13 protein-coding genes are annotated in these 15,874 nt (G+C 66.4%); 5 read left to right on the forward strand and 8 right to left on the reverse strand.

What is annotated here, in order from left to right; all coding sequences use genetic code 11:
• Window positions 1-2 precede the first annotated feature (2 nt).
• From XH90_RS01555 to argG, 5 genes are all read left to right on the forward strand, one after another.
• Window positions 3-638 (forward strand): invasion associated locus B family protein, encoded by a 636-nt coding sequence (locus tag XH90_RS01555; protein ID WP_194478884.1) that lies wholly within the window; start codon window positions 3-5, stop codon window positions 636-638.
• A gap of 185 nt (window positions 639-823) precedes the next feature.
• Window positions 824-2,026, forward strand: a complete 1,203-nt coding sequence (rlmN, locus tag XH90_RS01560; RefSeq protein WP_194478885.1) for a 23S rRNA (adenine(2503)-C(2))-methyltransferase RlmN — start codon at window positions 824-826, stop codon at window positions 2,024-2,026.
• Window positions 2,027-2,160: 134 nt separating this feature from the next.
• Window positions 2,161-2,655, forward strand: coding sequence for a hypothetical protein (locus XH90_RS01565; protein ID WP_194478886.1), 495 nt, complete (start codon window positions 2,161-2,163; stop codon window positions 2,653-2,655).
• 54 nt (window positions 2,656-2,709) lie between these two features.
• Window positions 2,710-3,486 (forward strand): phosphatase PAP2 family protein, encoded by a 777-nt coding sequence (locus XH90_RS01570; protein ID WP_194478887.1) that lies wholly within the window; start codon window positions 2,710-2,712, stop codon window positions 3,484-3,486.
• A gap of 94 nt (window positions 3,487-3,580) precedes the next feature.
• A complete protein-coding gene (gene argG, locus XH90_RS01575; RefSeq protein WP_194478888.1) occupies window positions 3,581-4,918 on the forward strand; it encodes an argininosuccinate synthase in 1,338 nt (445 codons plus the stop codon).
• 149 nt (window positions 4,919-5,067) lie between these two features.
• Here argG and XH90_RS01580 read toward each other — a convergent pair whose 3' ends face one another.
• From XH90_RS01580 to sdhA, 8 genes are all read right to left on the reverse strand, one after another.
• Window positions 5,068-7,059 carry an OmpA family protein gene (locus XH90_RS01580; protein WP_194478889.1) on the reverse strand — a complete coding sequence of 664 codons (1,992 nt, stop codon included), beginning with the start codon at window positions 7,057-7,059 and terminating at the stop codon, window positions 5,068-5,070.
• A gap of 171 nt (window positions 7,060-7,230) precedes the next feature.
• On the reverse strand, window positions 7,231-7,473 hold the full coding sequence (locus XH90_RS01585; protein WP_194478890.1) for a hypothetical protein: 243 nt from the start codon (window positions 7,471-7,473) through the stop codon (window positions 7,231-7,233).
• A 91-nt stretch (window positions 7,474-7,564) separates the two neighbouring features.
• Window positions 7,565-7,951, reverse strand: coding sequence for a VOC family protein (locus XH90_RS01590; RefSeq protein WP_194478891.1), 387 nt, complete (start codon window positions 7,949-7,951; stop codon window positions 7,565-7,567).
• 16 nt (window positions 7,952-7,967) lie between these two features.
• A complete protein-coding gene (locus XH90_RS01595; RefSeq protein ID WP_194478892.1) occupies window positions 7,968-8,825 on the reverse strand; it encodes an FkbM family methyltransferase in 858 nt (285 codons plus the stop codon).
• Window positions 8,826-8,898: 73 nt separating this feature from the next.
• Window positions 8,899-10,860 (reverse strand): ABC transporter ATP-binding protein/permease, encoded by a 1,962-nt coding sequence (locus tag XH90_RS01600; protein WP_194478893.1) that lies wholly within the window; start codon window positions 10,858-10,860, stop codon window positions 8,899-8,901.
• A gap of 54 nt (window positions 10,861-10,914) precedes the next feature.
• On the reverse strand, window positions 10,915-13,053 hold the full coding sequence (locus tag XH90_RS01605) for a hybrid sensor histidine kinase/response regulator (RefSeq protein WP_194478894.1): 2,139 nt from the start codon (window positions 13,051-13,053) through the stop codon (window positions 10,915-10,917).
• 177 nt (window positions 13,054-13,230) lie between these two features.
• On the reverse strand, window positions 13,231-14,013 hold the full coding sequence (locus tag XH90_RS01610) for a succinate dehydrogenase iron-sulfur subunit (RefSeq protein ID WP_194478895.1): 783 nt from the start codon (window positions 14,011-14,013) through the stop codon (window positions 13,231-13,233).
• Window positions 14,014-14,037: 24 nt separating this feature from the next.
• Window positions 14,038-15,873: a succinate dehydrogenase flavoprotein subunit gene (sdhA, locus tag XH90_RS01615; RefSeq protein ID WP_194478896.1), complete on the reverse strand. Its 1,836-nt coding sequence runs from the start codon at window positions 15,871-15,873 to the stop codon at window positions 14,038-14,040.
• Between the last annotated feature and the right edge of the window lies 1 nt (window position 15,874).

Here is a 15,874-nt window from a genome sequence, read left to right on the forward strand (position 1 = left end):
GCATGTGGCGGGCGCTCTTTTTGGCTTTGATGACTGGCGTGGCGGCGTGGGGATTGAGTGATTCCGCGCGCGCTCAGACGGCGCAACCGGCGCCGAAGGCGGCGGCAAAGCCGGCCGCAACTGCGTCCAAGACGGCCGCCAAACACGATAGCAAGCCGGTGGCGCCGCCTGCGGCGGTTGCCGGCGGTGCGGAGCCGACGCTGATCGGCCAGTTCGGCACCTGGGGGGCCTATTCGGCGGCACCCAACGGCAAGAAAGTCTGCTTCGCGCTGGCCAAGCCGTCGTCATCGAAGACCAATCCGCCGAATCGGCCGCGCGATCCCGCCTATGCCTTCGTCTCGACCCGCCCGGCCGAGAAGGTGAACAACGAAGTTTCGGTCATGATCGGCTACGCGCTGAAGCCGGGCTCGGAATCGACCGTCGAGGTCGGCGGCGCCTCCTTCGCGATGTACACGCAAGGCGACGGCCTCTGGATCAAGAACGCGGCCGAGGAGGAACGGATGGTCGAAGCCATGCGCAAATCCGCCGATCTGGTGGTCAAGGGCGTCTCGACCAAGGGGACGGAGACGACCGACACGTTCTCGCTGAAGGGCCTCGCCCAGGCGCTGGACCGGATCTCGCAAGACTGCCGAAGATAGGATTGCAGGCGTTAAGGCTGCAGGCGAGAAGGTCGCAATCGGCGGTTCAGGTTGCTATATAGGGCCGGTTCCAGATTTTCTTCCGTCATTCCGGGGCGATGCGCAGCATCGATCCCGGAATCTCGAGGTTCCTGGTTCAGCTCTTCGAGCTGCCCCGGAACGACCACAGCAATCAGGCCCTATCGATGCAACCGACGACCCAGCCGCGCGACGCAATCCTGGTGGAGAAGACTCCGCTTGAAACCTATGTGCCGCCGGCGAGACCCTCGCTGATCGGTCTGTCGCGCACCGAACTTGCCGATCGCCTCGGCGAGATCGGCGTCGCACCGGCGCAGCGCAAGATGCGCGTGCAGCAGCTCTGGCACTGGCTCTATTTCCGCGGCGCCCAAGGCTTCGACGACATGACGTCGATCTCGAAGGGCATTCGTGCCGAGCTCGCCCAGCACTTCACGGTCGACCGGCCCGAAGTCGTGGCCGAGCAGATCTCCAATGACGGCACCCGCAAATGGTTGCTGCGGCTGCCGAGCGGCGACAATGTCGAGAAGGCGCATGAAGTCGAGTGCGTCTACATCCCCGAGACCGATCGCGGTACGCTCTGCGTCTCCTCCCAGGTCGGCTGCACGCTCAACTGCTCTTTCTGTCACACCGGAACACAGCGTCTGGTGCGCAATCTCACCGCCGGCGAGATCGTCGGCCAGATCATGGTTGCGCGCGACCGCCTGAACGACTGGGCCGATCGCGAGGACGGCACGCGCCGCGTCACCAACATCGTCATGATGGGTATGGGCGAGCCGCTCTACAATTTCGATGCGGTGCGCGATGCGCTTTTGATCGTCGGCGACAACGAAGGCATCGGCATCTCCCGCCGCCGCATCACGCTGTCGACCTCGGGCGTGGTGCCGAACATCGTGCGCGCCGGCGAGGAGATCGGCGTCATGCTGGCGATCTCGCTGCATGCGGTGCGCGACGAACTGCGCAACGAGCTGGTACCGCTCAATCGCAAATATCCGATCAAGGAGCTGCTTCAGGCCTGCCGCGACTATCCCGGCGCCTCGAACGCGCGCCGCATCACCTTCGAATATGTGATGCTCAAGGGCGTCAACGATTCGCTCGACGATGCAAAGCTGCTGGTGAAGCTGCTCAAGGGCATTCACGCCAAGATCAATCTGATTCCGTTCAATCCGTGGCCCGGCACGGCCTATGAATGCTCGGACTGGGACCAGATCGAAAAATTCTCCGAATACATCTTCAACGCGGGCTATTCCTCGCCGGTGCGCACCCCGCGCGGCCGCGACATCCTCGCCGCCTGCGGCCAGCTCAAGTCGGAGACGGAGAAGCTGTCGGCCCGCGAACGCCAGGCGCTGCGCGCCATGGCGATGACGGATTAGCTTGTCATGTGCGCGCTCGCGCCTCCTCGTCAATGCGAGCGAAGCGAAGCAATCCAGAATGTCACGGCGGAAGCAGTCCGGATTGCTTCGTCGCAAGTGCTCCTCGCAATGACGACAATCGTGGCTTTTTTCGCATGTTACTGATCGGCCGCCTCATCGTCATCTTCATCGGCTTTCTCGCCGCATGCTTCGTCGGCGGCATGATCGTCGTCGGCGCGCTGCTGTTTCCGGAGTTTTCCGATCTCGGCGCCGGTCCCGTCGACCAGGGTGCGATCGACATCCTGCTCGGCTTCGGCTTCATCTTCGTCTCGGGCTTCGCGCTGGTGCCTGCGGCGGTGATCGTCGCGATCACCGAGGCGCTCTATATCCGCAGCGCCCTGGCCTATGCCGTCGGCGGCGGCCTCGTGGGGCTCGCCTGCTATCTCGGTCTCATCCCGTTCCATACCGATACGTTCCAGTTCGAAGGCATCGTGCGCCGGCACCTTGAGATCATGACCGGTGCGGGCATCGTTGCCGGCGTCGTCTATTGGCTGGTCGCCGGCCGCAATGCCGGCGCCTGGCGCATCCCGCCGCCGCCGCGCCAACCACCTCCGCCGCTGCCGTCGAATTCGCGGCCAGATGTGCGATAAGTCACGCCGATTCCGGGGTTTTCATCCCCCCTTCGCTCCGCTAAACCGCGCGCCATGAACCGTACCGGACTCTTCATCGCCCTGGCGCTGTGGCTCGTGATCGGCGTCGTCTTCGGCCTCTATCCGGAGCTCGATCTCAAGCTCGCCGCACTGTTCTTCGATCCCGAGACGAAAACCTTTCCGATCAAGCTGAACGGCTGGGCCGGCTTCGCGCGTGACGCTGCGATGTGGGTGTCCTGGGCCTTCGTGTTGCCGCCGCTGATCGCGCTCGTGGTCAAGATGATCAGGCCCGACCGTCCCTTGATGGTGTCGGGGCGCGCGATCGTGTTCCTGCTGGTCACGATCATCCTGTCGGCCGGCGTTCTCACCAACCTCACCTTCAAGACCTATTGGGGCCGGCCGCGCCCGGTGGTGGTGACCGAGTTTGCCGGCGATCAGCAGTTCGTGGCGTGGTGGGATCCGCGCGGCGATTGCGCGCGCAATTGCTCGTTCTTCTCGGGTGAAGGCGCGACCGCGTTCTGGACGCTGGCGCCGGCCGCGCTGGCGCCGCCGGCGTGGCGGCCTGTCGCCTATGCAGGCGCGGTGCTGTTCGGTGCCGTGACCAGCGCCCTCCGCATGGCCTTCGGCGGCCACTTCTTCACCGATGTCGCGACCGCCGGCCTCGTCACCTTCGTCGTGATCTGGTTCGCCTTCGCGCTGATCTATCGCTGGCCGCGGACCCGGTTTTCGGACGAGGCGGTCGATGCCGCCCTGACCCGGTTGAACATGCCCGCCTACCGGCTCCGCAAGCGTCTGTTCGGTGGCAAGACTGGCCCGGCAGCGTCGATCTGAGCCATTAAATGCGTGCCGAGCCCTGCGAAATTTGATATTCGCGCCGTCAAACCATTCCCCCTGTCAGTCCCCTTAAGCCCCGATTGGAAGCGCCATGACCACGATCCTGAAAAGCCTGCCCAAGGGTGAGAAAGTCGGCATCGCTTTTTCGGGTGGCCTCGACACCTCGGCGGCGCTGCTCTGGATGAAGCAGAAGGGCGCGCGCTGCTACGCCTATACCGCCAATCTCGGCCAGCCCGATGAGGCCGACTACAACGAGATCCCGCGCAAGGCGGAAGCGTTCGGTGCCGAGAAGGCCGTACTGGTCGACTGCCGCACGCAGCTGGTTCACGAAGGCATCGCCGCGATCCAGTCCGGCGCCTTCCACATCTCGACCGGTGGCATCACCTATTTCAACACCACGCCGCTCGGGCGCGCCGTCACCGGCACGATGCTGGTCGCGGCGATGAAGGAAGACGGCGTCAACATCTGGGGCGACGGCTCGACCTTCAAGGGCAACGACATTGAGCGCTTCTACCGCTACGGCCTTTTGACCAATCCTAGCTTGCGCATCTACAAGCCCTGGCTCGACCAGCAGTTCATCGACGAACTCGGGGGCCGCGCCGAGATGTCGGCGTTCATGACCGCGCAGGGCTTTGCCTACAAGATGAGTGCCGAGAAGGCGTACTCGACCGACAGCAATCTGCTCGGCGCCACGCACGAGGCGAAGGATCTCGAAAGCCTCGACAGCGGCATCAAGATCGTCAACCCGATCATGGGCGTGCCGTTCTGGCGCGACGATTGTGCCGTGAAGGCCGAGAAGGTCGTCGTGCGCTTCGAGGAAGGCCAGCCCACCGCGCTGAACGGCCAGACCTTCTCTGATCCCGTCGCGCTGTTCCTCGAGGCCAACACCATCGGCGGCCGCCACGGCCTCGGCATGAGCGACCAGATCGAGAACCGCATCATCGAGGCCAAGAGCCGCGGCATCTACGAAGCGCCCGGCATGGCGCTGCTGCACATCGCCTACGAGCGCCTCGTCACCGGCATCCACAACGAGGATACGATCGAGCAGTACCGCATCAGCGGCATGCGCCTGGGACGCCTGCTCTATCAGGGTCGCTGGTTCGACTCGCAGGCCCTGATGCTGCGCGAGACCGCGCAGCGCTGGGTCGCGCGCGCCGTCACCGGCGAGGTCACGCTGGAACTGCGCCGCGGCAACGACTATTCCATCCTCAACACCGAGAGCCCGAACCTCACCTATGCGCCTGAAAGGCTCAGCATGGAGAAGGTCGAGGATGCCGCCTTCACGCCGGCCGACCGCATCGGCCAGCTCACCATGCGCAATCTCGACATTGCCGACACGCGCACCAAGCTCGGTCTCTATTCGAAGACCGGCCTGCTGTCGGGCAGCGAAGGCTCGCAGATCTTCCGGCTCGAGAGTGACAAGGGCTGAGGTTCGCAGGGCGGGTTCGCGAAGCGTAACCTGCCACGTCTGCCGCTGCGGAAATCAAAGAGGTGGGTTACGCCTTCGGCCAACCCACCCTGCAAGGCAAAACAAAAATGGCCGGGATCGCTCCCGGCCATTTTCTTGTTGCGACGCTCTTACTGGCGCGGTGGCGGTGCCGCGTTGGCCTGGCCGCCGTTGAGCAGCGGGGTGATGCGGCGGACGGTGACGCGCCGGTTGATCAGGCTCGGTCCTTGCGTCTGCTCCTTCAGGTACTGCTCGCCATAGCCCTGCGACGTCAGATTCTCCGCGGGCACGCCGAACTGCTGGGTCAGCAATTCGGCCGCGGCCTGCGCCCGGCGGTCCGACAGCGACAGATTGTCGACGTCGTTGCCGACCGCGTCGGTGTGGCCCTCGATCAGGAACACCTCCTGCGGATTGGCCTGGATCGCCTGGTTGATGCCGTCGGCGATCACCTGCAACCGCGCCGCCTGGTCCGGCGGAATGGTCCACGATCCCGTCGCGAAGTTGATCGTGTTGACGTCGACGCTCGGCATCTGCATGCGAACATTGGGGCTGTAGCGGATCTCGTCGAGCGAGTAGCGCCGATCGATTCGCTGCACCGGCGGCGCCCGCATCGTGTCGTAGATCACCTGCGGCGACGCCTCCTGGGCGTCGACGATGTAGCGATCGTAGGGGATGCTGACCACCGGCGGCGGGACATCGACATAGAAGCCGCCGACCGCGCGCGGATCGCGATAGGTGTTGTCGATGATCACGATCTCGCGGCCACGCGCATCCCTGCGGATACGTCGCATCAAGCTTCCGTCCGGACCGACCACCGTGATGATCTCGGTTCCGTCAGGACGGATCACGACCGTGCGGGTTTCGCCGCCGACCGTCTCGGTGCGGATGTCGCGGGCGCCATAGCGGAAGCGATAGAGATCGTTGCCGCGGACATAGGCCTGCCCGCCGGGATCACGGATGATGATGCGGTCCGGCTCGGTGTAGACGGTGCGGCCGCCTTCCACGACCTCGTGCCGCTCCTTGTGCAGGTCCGCGATGGTGGCGCCGATCACGGCGCCGGCCACCACGCCCGCGCCGATCGCGAGCGGCGTCAGGTCACGCTGCGGCGGACGCGGCGGCGGCGGCAGCGGTGCTGCGACCGTCGGCGCGGCGCGGAACGCCGGCGCAACCGTCGGCGGCGCGTACTGAACCTTGTTGGGCGGCGGAGCTGCGGCCGGCGTGGCCGGCACGACAGTCGGCGCCGCGACGCCGGGCGGAGGCGCCGGGGGACGCGGCACGGCGCCTGCCTGCGGTGCCGCGGGCGGTGTACCGGCAGCGGGCGCGCCGGCTGGCGGCGTTCCACCCTGGCGTCCGGGAGGCGGTGTCACCGCGCCGCCGGGCGCGGGCGTTGCCGTCGGAGCAGGGGTTGCGCCCGGAGCCGGTCCCGCGGCCGGCGGTGCGCCGGGACGTCCCGGAGGCCTGGTGCCAGGTGCCGGCGTTGCCGACGGCGCGGGTGTGGCTGTCGGGGGCGGAGGCGTCGCCGGACGAACGGCGGGCGCCGGAGGCGTCGTCGGGGCTGGCGTTGCGGTTGGCGCAGGCCGCACTGCAGGGGCCGCGGACGGCGGCGTGGTTGTAGCAGGCGGAGGTGGCGGCGGGGCAGCCGGACGCGCTGCCGCGGGCGGAGGCGGTGGTGGGGTCGGCGCATGCTGCTGCGGAGCCGCTGCCGGAGGCGGTACATGCTGCTGCGGGGCCGGAGGCGGCGTTGGGGCCTTCGGTGCAGCAGGCGGCGGCGGAGGCGCCTGACGGGCCGCGGGCGGCGCAGCCGGCGGGGGCGGCGGTGTCGGGCGCGACGGCGCTGCGGCCGGCGGGGGTGCAGCGGGCGGATGCGGGGGTGCAGCCGCGGGCGGCGGGGCGCTTGGTGCCTTGGGCGCAGCAGGCGGAGGCGGCGTCGCCGGGCGCGCCGCGGGCGGCGGTCCCTTCGGCGCCTCCTTCGGAGGCTGCTTCGGTTTTCCGTCAGGGCCCTTCTCGGGCTGGGCCTGCGCGACCACGAGCGGCGGCGCGCTTTGCGCGTGCGATGCGGAGCTTGCGAATTGCATCGCGGTCAGAGCCGTCGTGGCAAGCAGCACGAAGCGAAGATTGGTCATGTCGTGAAATTCCCCGGAAGGTTCTTTGACGAGGTGAAGTCGGGTGATGAACAGCTACGCGTTAGGCCGGATTGTGGCGGGCAAAGACATTGCGTCGCGATTTATTTCTGCATGCAAATCATGTCACACGAGCAACGTTCATTGCGCATTCAGGCCCGGCTTGCAATCGCGTCACGCATGAGCCTGCGACGAATTGGCATCCGTCGCAGGATTCGGCGCGAGCGGACCGCTCGGTCCGCGCGACGGAATCTCCTCGGGCACGCGACCCGGCAATTCATCCGGCCGCGGTGATTCCCCGGGCTCGCGCACCGGCGGCGTGATCTCCGGTTGCGGATTGCCCGGCGGAATGCCCGGCGGCGGCTCGGTCGGCGTGCCGGGTGTCGACGGCGGTATCTCGGGCGGTTCGATCGGCATCGGCATCATCGAGATCAGTTGTCGGGAGAACGACAACGATGATGCGGCGCCGATGTTCCGAGAAGATCACGCTCGAACAACGGACGGCGTCCTATTCGGGCGCGTGACAGACCGCCTCGATGTTGTGGCCGTCGGGGTCCAGCACGAAGGCGCCGTAATAGTTCGCGTGATAATGCGGGCGGATGCCGGGCGGCCCGTTGTCGCGGCCACCGGCGGCCATCGCAGCCTCGTAGAACGCATCGACCGTCGCGCGGTCCTTCGCCAGGATCGCGACATGCACCGGCTTGTTCATCGCGCCCTTGCCGTCGATCCAGAAATCCGGCTTGCCGTCGGCGCCGAAGCCGGCGGCTGCGGCATGGCCGGTCTGCTCTTCCGTCACTTCCATGATCAGGCTGTAATCGAGCGGCGCCAGCGCCCTGGCGTAGAACGTCTTCGCGGCCTCGTAGTCGGAAACCGACAAGCCCAAATGATCGATCATCGATAGCCTCCGCCGTTCAGCGTGACAGGAACGTGTTGCTTCTCGTCTTGCGCGCGATCGCAAAGCCGCGCGTGACCATGTCAGCGATACAATCCTGCTGCCATTCGTTTTGTGACAGATGCTCGATCACCACCGCACGCGGCCACAGCGACGGTGGCGCGTCGCGGAAGAATCCGATCAGCACGCGGTCCTCAAAACCCTCGACGTCGATCTTGAGCGAATCGACCTTGCGGACGCCGGCATCTTCCAGAATGCGCGTGAGCCGCAGCGACGGCACCTTGATGGCCTCGGCGCTGGCGGCGCCGGTGACGACATGCGTGGCGCCGAGATTGCCGCCGCCGCTCTCGATCATCAACTCGCCGTCGGCATCGCCCGCGGCGGCCTGCACCAGGCGCACCTGCGTTGCCTTCGACGCGGCATGGTTGAACGAGAGCCGGCCAAAGGTGAGGGGATGCGGCTCGATTGCGACCACTTTGCCTGATGGTCCGACCTGCCGCGCCATCACCAGCGCAAACGTGCCGACATTGGCGCCGACGTCGACGAACGTCCCGCCGGCCGGCGTGTGCCGGCGCAGGAAGTCGAGCTCGTCGATGTTGTAGTCGGGGTTGAACAGCGCGCCGCGTTCGGTCGCGCTGCCCTGATGATAGAAGCGGAACGAGGCGCCCTGATATTGCACGTCGACCGGGCCGACGCGCAGCAGATTGACCAGCCGCGACATCCACGGCCGGAACGCGCCGCGCTTCAGTCCCGATCGTTGCGCGAGGCTGATGATCGCGGCCTGCGCTGCGTTCGGCGCATACGTGCCGAACGGCGCGGTCGAAAGAGTGGTGTCGGGCGTCAAGCAGGCGGTCCTCGTTGCAAGTGGCGCATGCATAGCCGGTTTTGGTGAGGGCTACAATTTCAGTGTCGTCCCGGAGCGCGAAGCGAGCCCGGGGGACGAGAGTGCCTCACGCCGCCTTTTTCGCCGCCGGCTTGCGCTGGCGCAGGAAGCGGCCGAGCAGCTTGCGCTTGCCCTTGCGCGGGATCAGGTCGATGTCGCTGACGAGCTTGGCGCCGCCCTTGTGGCGCTCCAGCACGATCTTGCGGCTGTGGAAGGCTTCCAGCTCGACACGATGTGCGACGCTGACGATGGTCGCCTTCGGCAGCTCGTCGGTGACCATCTGCATCATCTTGTCCTGGCTCTTCTCGTCGAGAGCCGAGGTCGCTTCGTCCAGCACGACGATATCGGGGTTGTGCAACAGAAGCCGCGCGAAGGCGAGGCGCTGCTTCTCGCCGCCGGAGAGCGTCTGGTCCCACGGCCCCTCCTCCTCGATCTTCTCCTTGAGGTGATCGAGGCCGACCTTGTCCAGGGCCTCGCCGATCTCCGCCTCGCTCCAGTTCTCGGCTGCGCCGGGATAGGCCACGGCACGCCGCAGCGAGCCCGAGGGCACATAGGGTCGTTGCGGCAGCATGAACAGCCGGCGGTCGGGATGGAAATTGACGTTGCCGCCGCCCCATGGCCAGAGGCCCGCGATCGCGCGCACCAGCGTGCTCTTGCCGGTGCCGGATTCGCCGGCGACCAGCAGCCGCTCGCCGGGCTCGATCGCCACTTCGGTCTCCCCGACCACCGCGGTGCCGTCGTCGAGCGTGACGGAGAGGTCGTTCAGCTCCAGCATCATCGTCTGGTTGCCGGTCTCGCCGCGCTTGATGCGGCCGAGGCCGTCGCCCTGCTCGGCGCGTTCGAGGCCGTCCAGCGACATCATCAGCGACGCGATGCGGCGGGCACAGGCGTTCCAGTCCGCGAGCCGCGGATAGTTGTCGACCAGCCAGCCGAACGCGCTCTGCACGATGGTGAAGGCGGACGCCGCCTGCATCACCTGTCCGAGGCTCATGCTGCCGTCGAGGAATTTTGGCGCGCAGAGCAGCAGCGGCACGACGGGAGCAACGAGGCTCGAGCCCTGCGACACCAGCGTCGTGCGCATGTGCTGGCCGGCGAGCCGCGCCCATTGTCCGAGGACACTGGTAAAATTGCGGTCGATGCCGCCGCGTTCTTCGTCCTCGCCGCCGAGCAGCGCAATGCTCTCGCCATTCTCGCGCACGCGGGTCAGCGTGTAGCGGAATTCGGCTTCCGCCTGGTTCTTGTCCTCGGAGACCTGCACGAATTGACGGCCGATCACCAGGATCGAGCCGGAGGCGATCGCCGCGTAGAGCATTGCGGCAATCACGAGAAAGCCGGGAATGGTGATCGTCGATCCGCCCAGCGTCACGGTGAGCGCGCCGCCGATGGTCCAGAGCACCACGATGAAGGTCGCGGCCGACAGCAGCGCCGAGGTGACGCCGGCGAGAAAGTCGACCGGCGAATCCGTTGCGACGCGCAGATCCTCGGCGATCCGGTATTCCGGATTCTTGTGATCGCCTCCGACGAGGTTGAGCTGGTAGTAGCGCCCGTTGGCGAGCCAGCGCGTCAGCACGCTGTTGGTGAGCCAGGCGCGCCAGCGCCGCTGGATGCTCATCCGCGCAAACACCTGCGCGACACCGAGCACGATGCTGCCGATCGCGAGCGGGAAGAACACGGCCGTGAGATGGAAGACGGTGGTTGCGTCGCGCTTCTCGATGGCGTCGAAGATCGCGCGATTCCAGACATTGATGCCGTATTGGAAGCCGACGGTGAGGACGATCAGCACGACGAGGCCGATCGAGAACGGCCAGGCGAGACGGTCGCCCTTGCGGCTCCAGAAGCCGCGCGCGCTGATCCAGAATCGCGTCAGCAGATAATCCTTGCGCGCCCGCTCGACCTCTTCAGGCGTCAGCTCGGGATCGGGTTCGAGCACTTCGGGCGGCGGCGCGGCAACGTCCTCGCCGTCCTCGCCCTTGATGTCGACGATGGGCGGCTTCCTGGCCCCTTCGCGCTTTGCGGCTGGTTTTTCCATGGCCGGGTAACGCGAGACAAATCGGCCGGTTCCCCTCGGGTTCCGCCGGCGTCCTCACTCGGCGGCGCCGTCGCGAACCCGTTTCAGCCGCGCGGCCTTGTGCAGGACTCGCGACAGCTCCTCGATCGAATAGGGCTTTTGCACGAGCTCGAAGCCGGTGACGCCGTCCTGGGACAAAGCGTGGCTGTAGCCCGTGGTCAGAACGACAGGTACGCCGATGCCGCGCTCGCGGATCGCCTGCGCCAGATCGAGCCCGGTCATTCCGGGCATCACGACGTCGGAGAACACGACGTCGAACCGATCGGAATCGCCGACCAGTTCGGCGAGCGCGTCGGTGGCGTTGTCGACGAGCGTGACGCTGTAGCCGAGCTCGGTCAGCCCGTCGGCGGCGAAATTGCCGAGCTCGATATTGTCCTCGACGACCAGCACCGACATACCGCTGCCGGCGACGGCAGGGGCGGTGGTCGGCGCCTGGCTTCGGGGCAGGAGAGCTGCCGGCACGCGCGGCAGGTAGAGCGAGAAGGTGCTGCCCTGGCCGACTTCGCTGATCACGGTCACCTCGCCGCCGGATTGCCGGGCGAAGCCGAACACCTGCGACAGGCCGAGGCCGGTGCCCTGACCGACCTGCTTGGTGGTGAAGAACGGCTCGAAGATGCGGCCCAACTGGGCGGCGGGAATGCCGATACCGGTGTCGCTGACGGCGACGCAGACGAAGCCGTGGCCGTCCGAGAGATGCGCGAGCGTATCAGGAACGGTGGTCGCCGGGTGCACCGTCAAGACGATTCGGCCCTTGCCCTGCATGGCGTCGCGCGCATTGGTCGCCATGTTGATCATCGCGGTCTCGAACTGCCCGGCGTCGGCGTTGACGAGGCAGGGCTCGCCCGGCAGCTGCATGACGATCTCGATCGCAGGTCCAAGCAGTGTGGCGAGCATGTCGCGCAGCGACTGCATGCGATCGCCGACGTCGAACACTTCGGGCTTCAAGGTCTGGCGCCGCGCAAAGGCGAGCAGCTGCGAGGTCAGCTTGGCCGCGCGTGCGACCGCTTCCGCGATCGCCGTGATGTAGCGCTGCCGCCGCTCCTCGCTCAGTTGCGGGCGGTTCAGGAGGTCGACGGAGGCGCGGATCACGGTCAGGAGGTTGTTGAAATCATGCGCGACGCCGCCGGTGAGCTGGCCCAGCGCCTCCAGCCGTTGACTATGCTTGAGCGCCTCCTCGGCCTCGCGCCGCCTTGCCGCTTCGATCTGGAGATGCTGGGTGCGCCGGAAAGCGAAGGCCAGAAGGACGAACAGCAGCGCGGTGGCGGGCACGCCGAACACCAGGTGCTGGCTCATGGTGGCGAGCCAGCGCGCGCGGATCGCGGAGGTCTCGAGGCCGGCGCTGACATAGATCGGATATTCGGCGACGCGCCGGTAGCCGATGCGCCGTTCGATCCCGTCCGTTGGCCAGGCGATGGTCATCAGCCAATGATTGGGATGGGCTGCGATGGCCCGGCCGACCGGGCCGTTCGGATCGAGCCGGACGTCGCGATCGAGCCGCGGGAAATGTGCCAGCAACGTGCCGTCGGCGCGTCCCATCGCGAAGAAGCTGCCGGGTTCAGTGCCGATCCTGGCGTAGAAGTTCTCGAAATATTCCGGCAGGACCGACGCCTGGATCACGCCGGTGAAGCTGCCGTCCTCGGATTCGCGGCGGCGGCTCATGCTGAAGAACCGCGCGCCCTGATAGGGCGGGCGCGGCGTCAGCGAGGCGCCGATGAAGGTGCCGATGCTCTGGTCGACATGGGCATAGAAATAATCGCGGTCGGCAAAGCTCAGCTCCGGCGGCGGCGAGGCCAGGCTGTTTACCAGCGACTTTCCGCTCGCATCGAAAATCCAGGCCGATTTCAGCTGCGGCAGTGCGTCGGTGAGCTGCTTCAGGCGCTTGTGCAGCGCGCCTTCCCGTGACCGGATGGCGTCGTCTGGCAGGTCGCGCACGACCTCGTTGAGCTCGGCCAGGCTCCGGTCGATGGTCTCGAACACCTTGAGCGCGTGCTCATGCGCGACATCGAGCGTCCGCTCGATCTCACGGTCGGCGGTCTGAAGCGTCGAATTGTAGGAAATCGTGGAAGCAATGGCGAACAGCGCGACCGGCAGCGCCAGGGATGCAACCATCATCCACTGCAACAGTCTCAGCGAATTGCGTTGTGCGCCCTGCACGGTCGCTCCGGTCCCCCGACCGGAGAGCTTACTTGAATTTGACGCCGGGAAGGAAGCGGCTTGTAACGGAACCGGAGGTTGCAATGCACCGGCTCGCCCGCCTCGCGGGACGGGTCGACTTGACTCCGAACCGCGCTCCCCGGCCGCTCGGGCCGGGGCCGTCGCGTGAAAAAGACCCTAGATCTGGCGCTCGACCATCTTGAGCTTGAGCTCGGCGATGGCCTCGGCCGGGTTCAGGCCCTTCGGGCAGGCCTTGGCGCAGTTCATGATGGTGTGGCAGCGGTAGAGCCGGAACGGATCCTCGAGATTGTCGAGCCGCTCGCCGGTGGCCTCGTCGCGCGAATCAGACACCCAGCGGTTGGCCTGGAGCAGCGCGGCGGGGCCGAGATAGCGGTCGCTGTTCCACCAATAGCTCGGGCACGAGGTCGAGCAGCAGGCGCACAGGATGCACTCGTAGAGGCCGTCGAGCTTCTCGCGGTCCTCGTGGGTCTGGCGCCATTCCTTCTGCGGCGTCGGCGAGGTCGTCTTCAGCCACGGCTCGACCGAGGCGTACTGCGCGTAGAAATTGGTCAGGTCGGGGACCAGGTCCTTCACGACCGGCTGGTGCGGCAGCGGGTTGATCTTCACCGCGCCGTCCTTCACGTCGTGCATCGAGCGGGTGCAGGCCAGCGTGTTCTGGCCGTCGATGTTCATGGCGCAGGAGCCGCAGACGCCTTCGCGGCAGGAGCGGCGGAAGGTCAGCGACGGGTCGATGTGGTTCTTGATCCAGATCAGGCCGTCCAGCACCATCGGGCCGCAATCGTTGACGTCGACGTAGTAGGTGTCGACGCTCGGATTCTTGCCGTCGTCGGGATTCCAGCGGTAGACGCGAAACTCGCGCGTCTCGGTCGCGCCCGTGGGCTTCGGCCAGGTCTTGCCGCCGGTGATTTTCGAGTTCTTCGGAAGTGCGAATTCAACCATTTCGATGAGGCTTTCGCTGTTCGCTCAGTACACGCGCGCTTTCGGCGGAATGTACTGCACGTCGTTGGTCATGGTGTAGTCGTGAACCGGGCGGTACTCGATCCTGACCTTGCCGGACGAGTCCAGCCAGGCCAGCGTGTGCTTCATCCAGTTCTTGTCGTCGCGCTCCGAGAAGTCCTCGCGCGCATGCGCGCCGCGGCTCTCGGTGCGGTTGGCGGCGGAGTTCATCGTCACCACCGCCTGCGAGATCAAATTGTCGAACTCGAGCGTCTCGACGAGGTCCGAATTCCACACCAGCGAACGGTCGGACACGGCGATGTCGGTGATGCCGCTGTGGACCTTCTCGATCAGGTTCTGGCCTTCGCTCAGCACCTCTCCGGTGCGGAACACGGCGCAGTTGTTCTGCATCACGTGCTGCATGCCTTCGCGCAGCTTCGCGGTCGGCGTGCCGCCCGAGGCGTAGCGATAATGGTCGAGGCGGCCGAGCGCGAGGTCCGACGAATTCGCCGGCAGCTCGGGCTGCTTGGCGTTCGGCGTCAGCTTCTCGGCGAGACGGAGCGCCGCGGCGCGGCCGAACACGACGAGGTCGATCAGCGAGTTGGAGCCGAGGCGGTTGGCGCCGTGCACGGAGACGCAGGCGGCTTCGCCGATCGCCATCAGGCCGGGGATGATGGCGTTATCGTCGCCGTCCTTCTTGGTCAGAACTTCGCCGTGATAGTTCGTCGGGATGCCGCCCATGTTGTAATGCACGGTCGGCACGATCGGGATCGGCTCGCGCGTCACGTCGACATTGGCGAAGATCTTTGCGGATTCGGAGATGCCCGGCAGGCGCTCGGCGAGCACTGCGGGATCGAGATGGTCGAGGTGAAGGAAGATGTGGTCCTTCTTCTTGCCGACGCCGCGTCCTTCGCGGATCTCGATGGTCATCGCGCGCGAGACGACGTCGCGCGAGGCGAGATCCTTCGCGGACGGCGCATAGCGCTCCATGAAGCGCTCGCCTTCGGCGTTGACGAGATAGCCGCCTTCGCCGCGCGCGCCTTCTGTGACGAGACAGCCCGAACCGTAGATGCCGGTCGGGTGGAACTGCACGAACTCCATGTCCTGCATCGGCAGGCCGGCGCGCAGCACCATGCCGCCGCCGTCTCCGGTGCAGGTGTGCGCGGAGGTGCAGGAGGCATACGCGCGGCCGTAGCCGCCGGTCGCGAGGATCACGGTCTGGGCACGGAAGCGGTGCAGGGTGCCGTCGTCGAGCTTGAGCGCGATGACGCCGCGGCAGGTGCCCTGGTCGTCCATGATCAGGTCGATGGCGAAGAACTCGATGAAGAACTCGGCCGCGTGGCGCAGCGACTGGCCGTACATCGTGTGCAGCATGGCGTGACCGGTGCGGTCGGCGGCGGCGCAGGTGCGCTGTGCCTGGCCCTTGCCGTAGTCCATGGTCATGCCGCCGAACGGGCGCTGGTAGATCTTGCCGTCCTCGGTGCGGGAGAACGGAACGCCCCAATGCTCGAGCTCGTAGACCGCGTCGGGCGCGTTGCGCACCATGTATTCGATCGCGTCCTGGTCGCCGAGCCAGTCCGACCCCTTCACGGTGTCGTACATGTGCCAGCGCCAGTCGTCCTTGTGCATGTTGCCGAGCGAGGCGGAGATGCCGCCCTGCGCCGCGACCGTGTGCGAGCGGGTCGGAAACACCTTGGTGATGCAGGCCGTCTTCAGGCCGGCCTCGCTGCAACCGACCACGGCGCGCAAGCCCGCGCCGCCGGCGCCGACCACGACGACGTCATAGGTGTGGTCTTCGATCGGATAGGCTTTGCCGTTGGTGGCGGGAGCGCTGTTGCCCTTGCCATTCGTCTCAGCGGCCATG

The organism is Bradyrhizobium sp. CCBAU 53338 (genome assembly GCF_015291665.1).
Lineage (GTDB): Bacteria > Pseudomonadota > Alphaproteobacteria > Rhizobiales > Xanthobacteraceae > Bradyrhizobium.

What these genes read in the sequence shown, in the direction of transcription:
- XH90_RS01580 (WP_194478889.1), bottom strand. Translation starts at nt 7,059, where the DNA reads ATGACCAATCTTCGCTTCGTGCTGCTTGCCACGACGGCTCTGACCGCG.
- sdhA (WP_194478896.1), bottom strand. Translation starts at nt 15,873, where the DNA reads ATGGCCGCTGAGACGAATGGCAAGGGCAACAGCGCTCCCGCCACCAAC.
- XH90_RS01555 (WP_194478884.1), top strand. Translation starts at nt 3, where the DNA reads ATGTGGCGGGCGCTCTTTTTGGCTTTGATGACTGGCGTGGCGGCGTGG.
- XH90_RS01600 (WP_194478893.1), bottom strand. Translation starts at nt 10,860, where the DNA reads ATGGAAAAACCAGCCGCAAAGCGCGAAGGGGCCAGGAAGCCGCCCATC.
- argG (WP_194478888.1), top strand. Translation starts at nt 3,581, where the DNA reads ATGACCACGATCCTGAAAAGCCTGCCCAAGGGTGAGAAAGTCGGCATC.
- XH90_RS01565 (WP_194478886.1), top strand. Translation starts at nt 2,161, where the DNA reads ATGTTACTGATCGGCCGCCTCATCGTCATCTTCATCGGCTTTCTCGCC.
- XH90_RS01585 (WP_194478890.1), bottom strand. Translation starts at nt 7,473, where the DNA reads ATGCCGATCGAACCGCCCGAGATACCGCCGTCGACACCCGGCACGCCG.
- XH90_RS01570 (WP_194478887.1), top strand. Translation starts at nt 2,710, where the DNA reads ATGAACCGTACCGGACTCTTCATCGCCCTGGCGCTGTGGCTCGTGATC.
- XH90_RS01595 (WP_194478892.1), bottom strand. Translation starts at nt 8,825, where the DNA reads ATGCATGCGCCACTTGCAACGAGGACCGCCTGCTTGACGCCCGACACC.
- rlmN (WP_194478885.1), top strand. Translation starts at nt 824, where the DNA reads ATGCAACCGACGACCCAGCCGCGCGACGCAATCCTGGTGGAGAAGACT.
- XH90_RS01610 (WP_194478895.1), bottom strand. Translation starts at nt 14,013, where the DNA reads ATGGTTGAATTCGCACTTCCGAAGAACTCGAAAATCACCGGCGGCAAG.
- XH90_RS01590 (WP_194478891.1), bottom strand. Translation starts at nt 7,951, where the DNA reads ATGATCGATCATTTGGGCTTGTCGGTTTCCGACTACGAGGCCGCGAAG.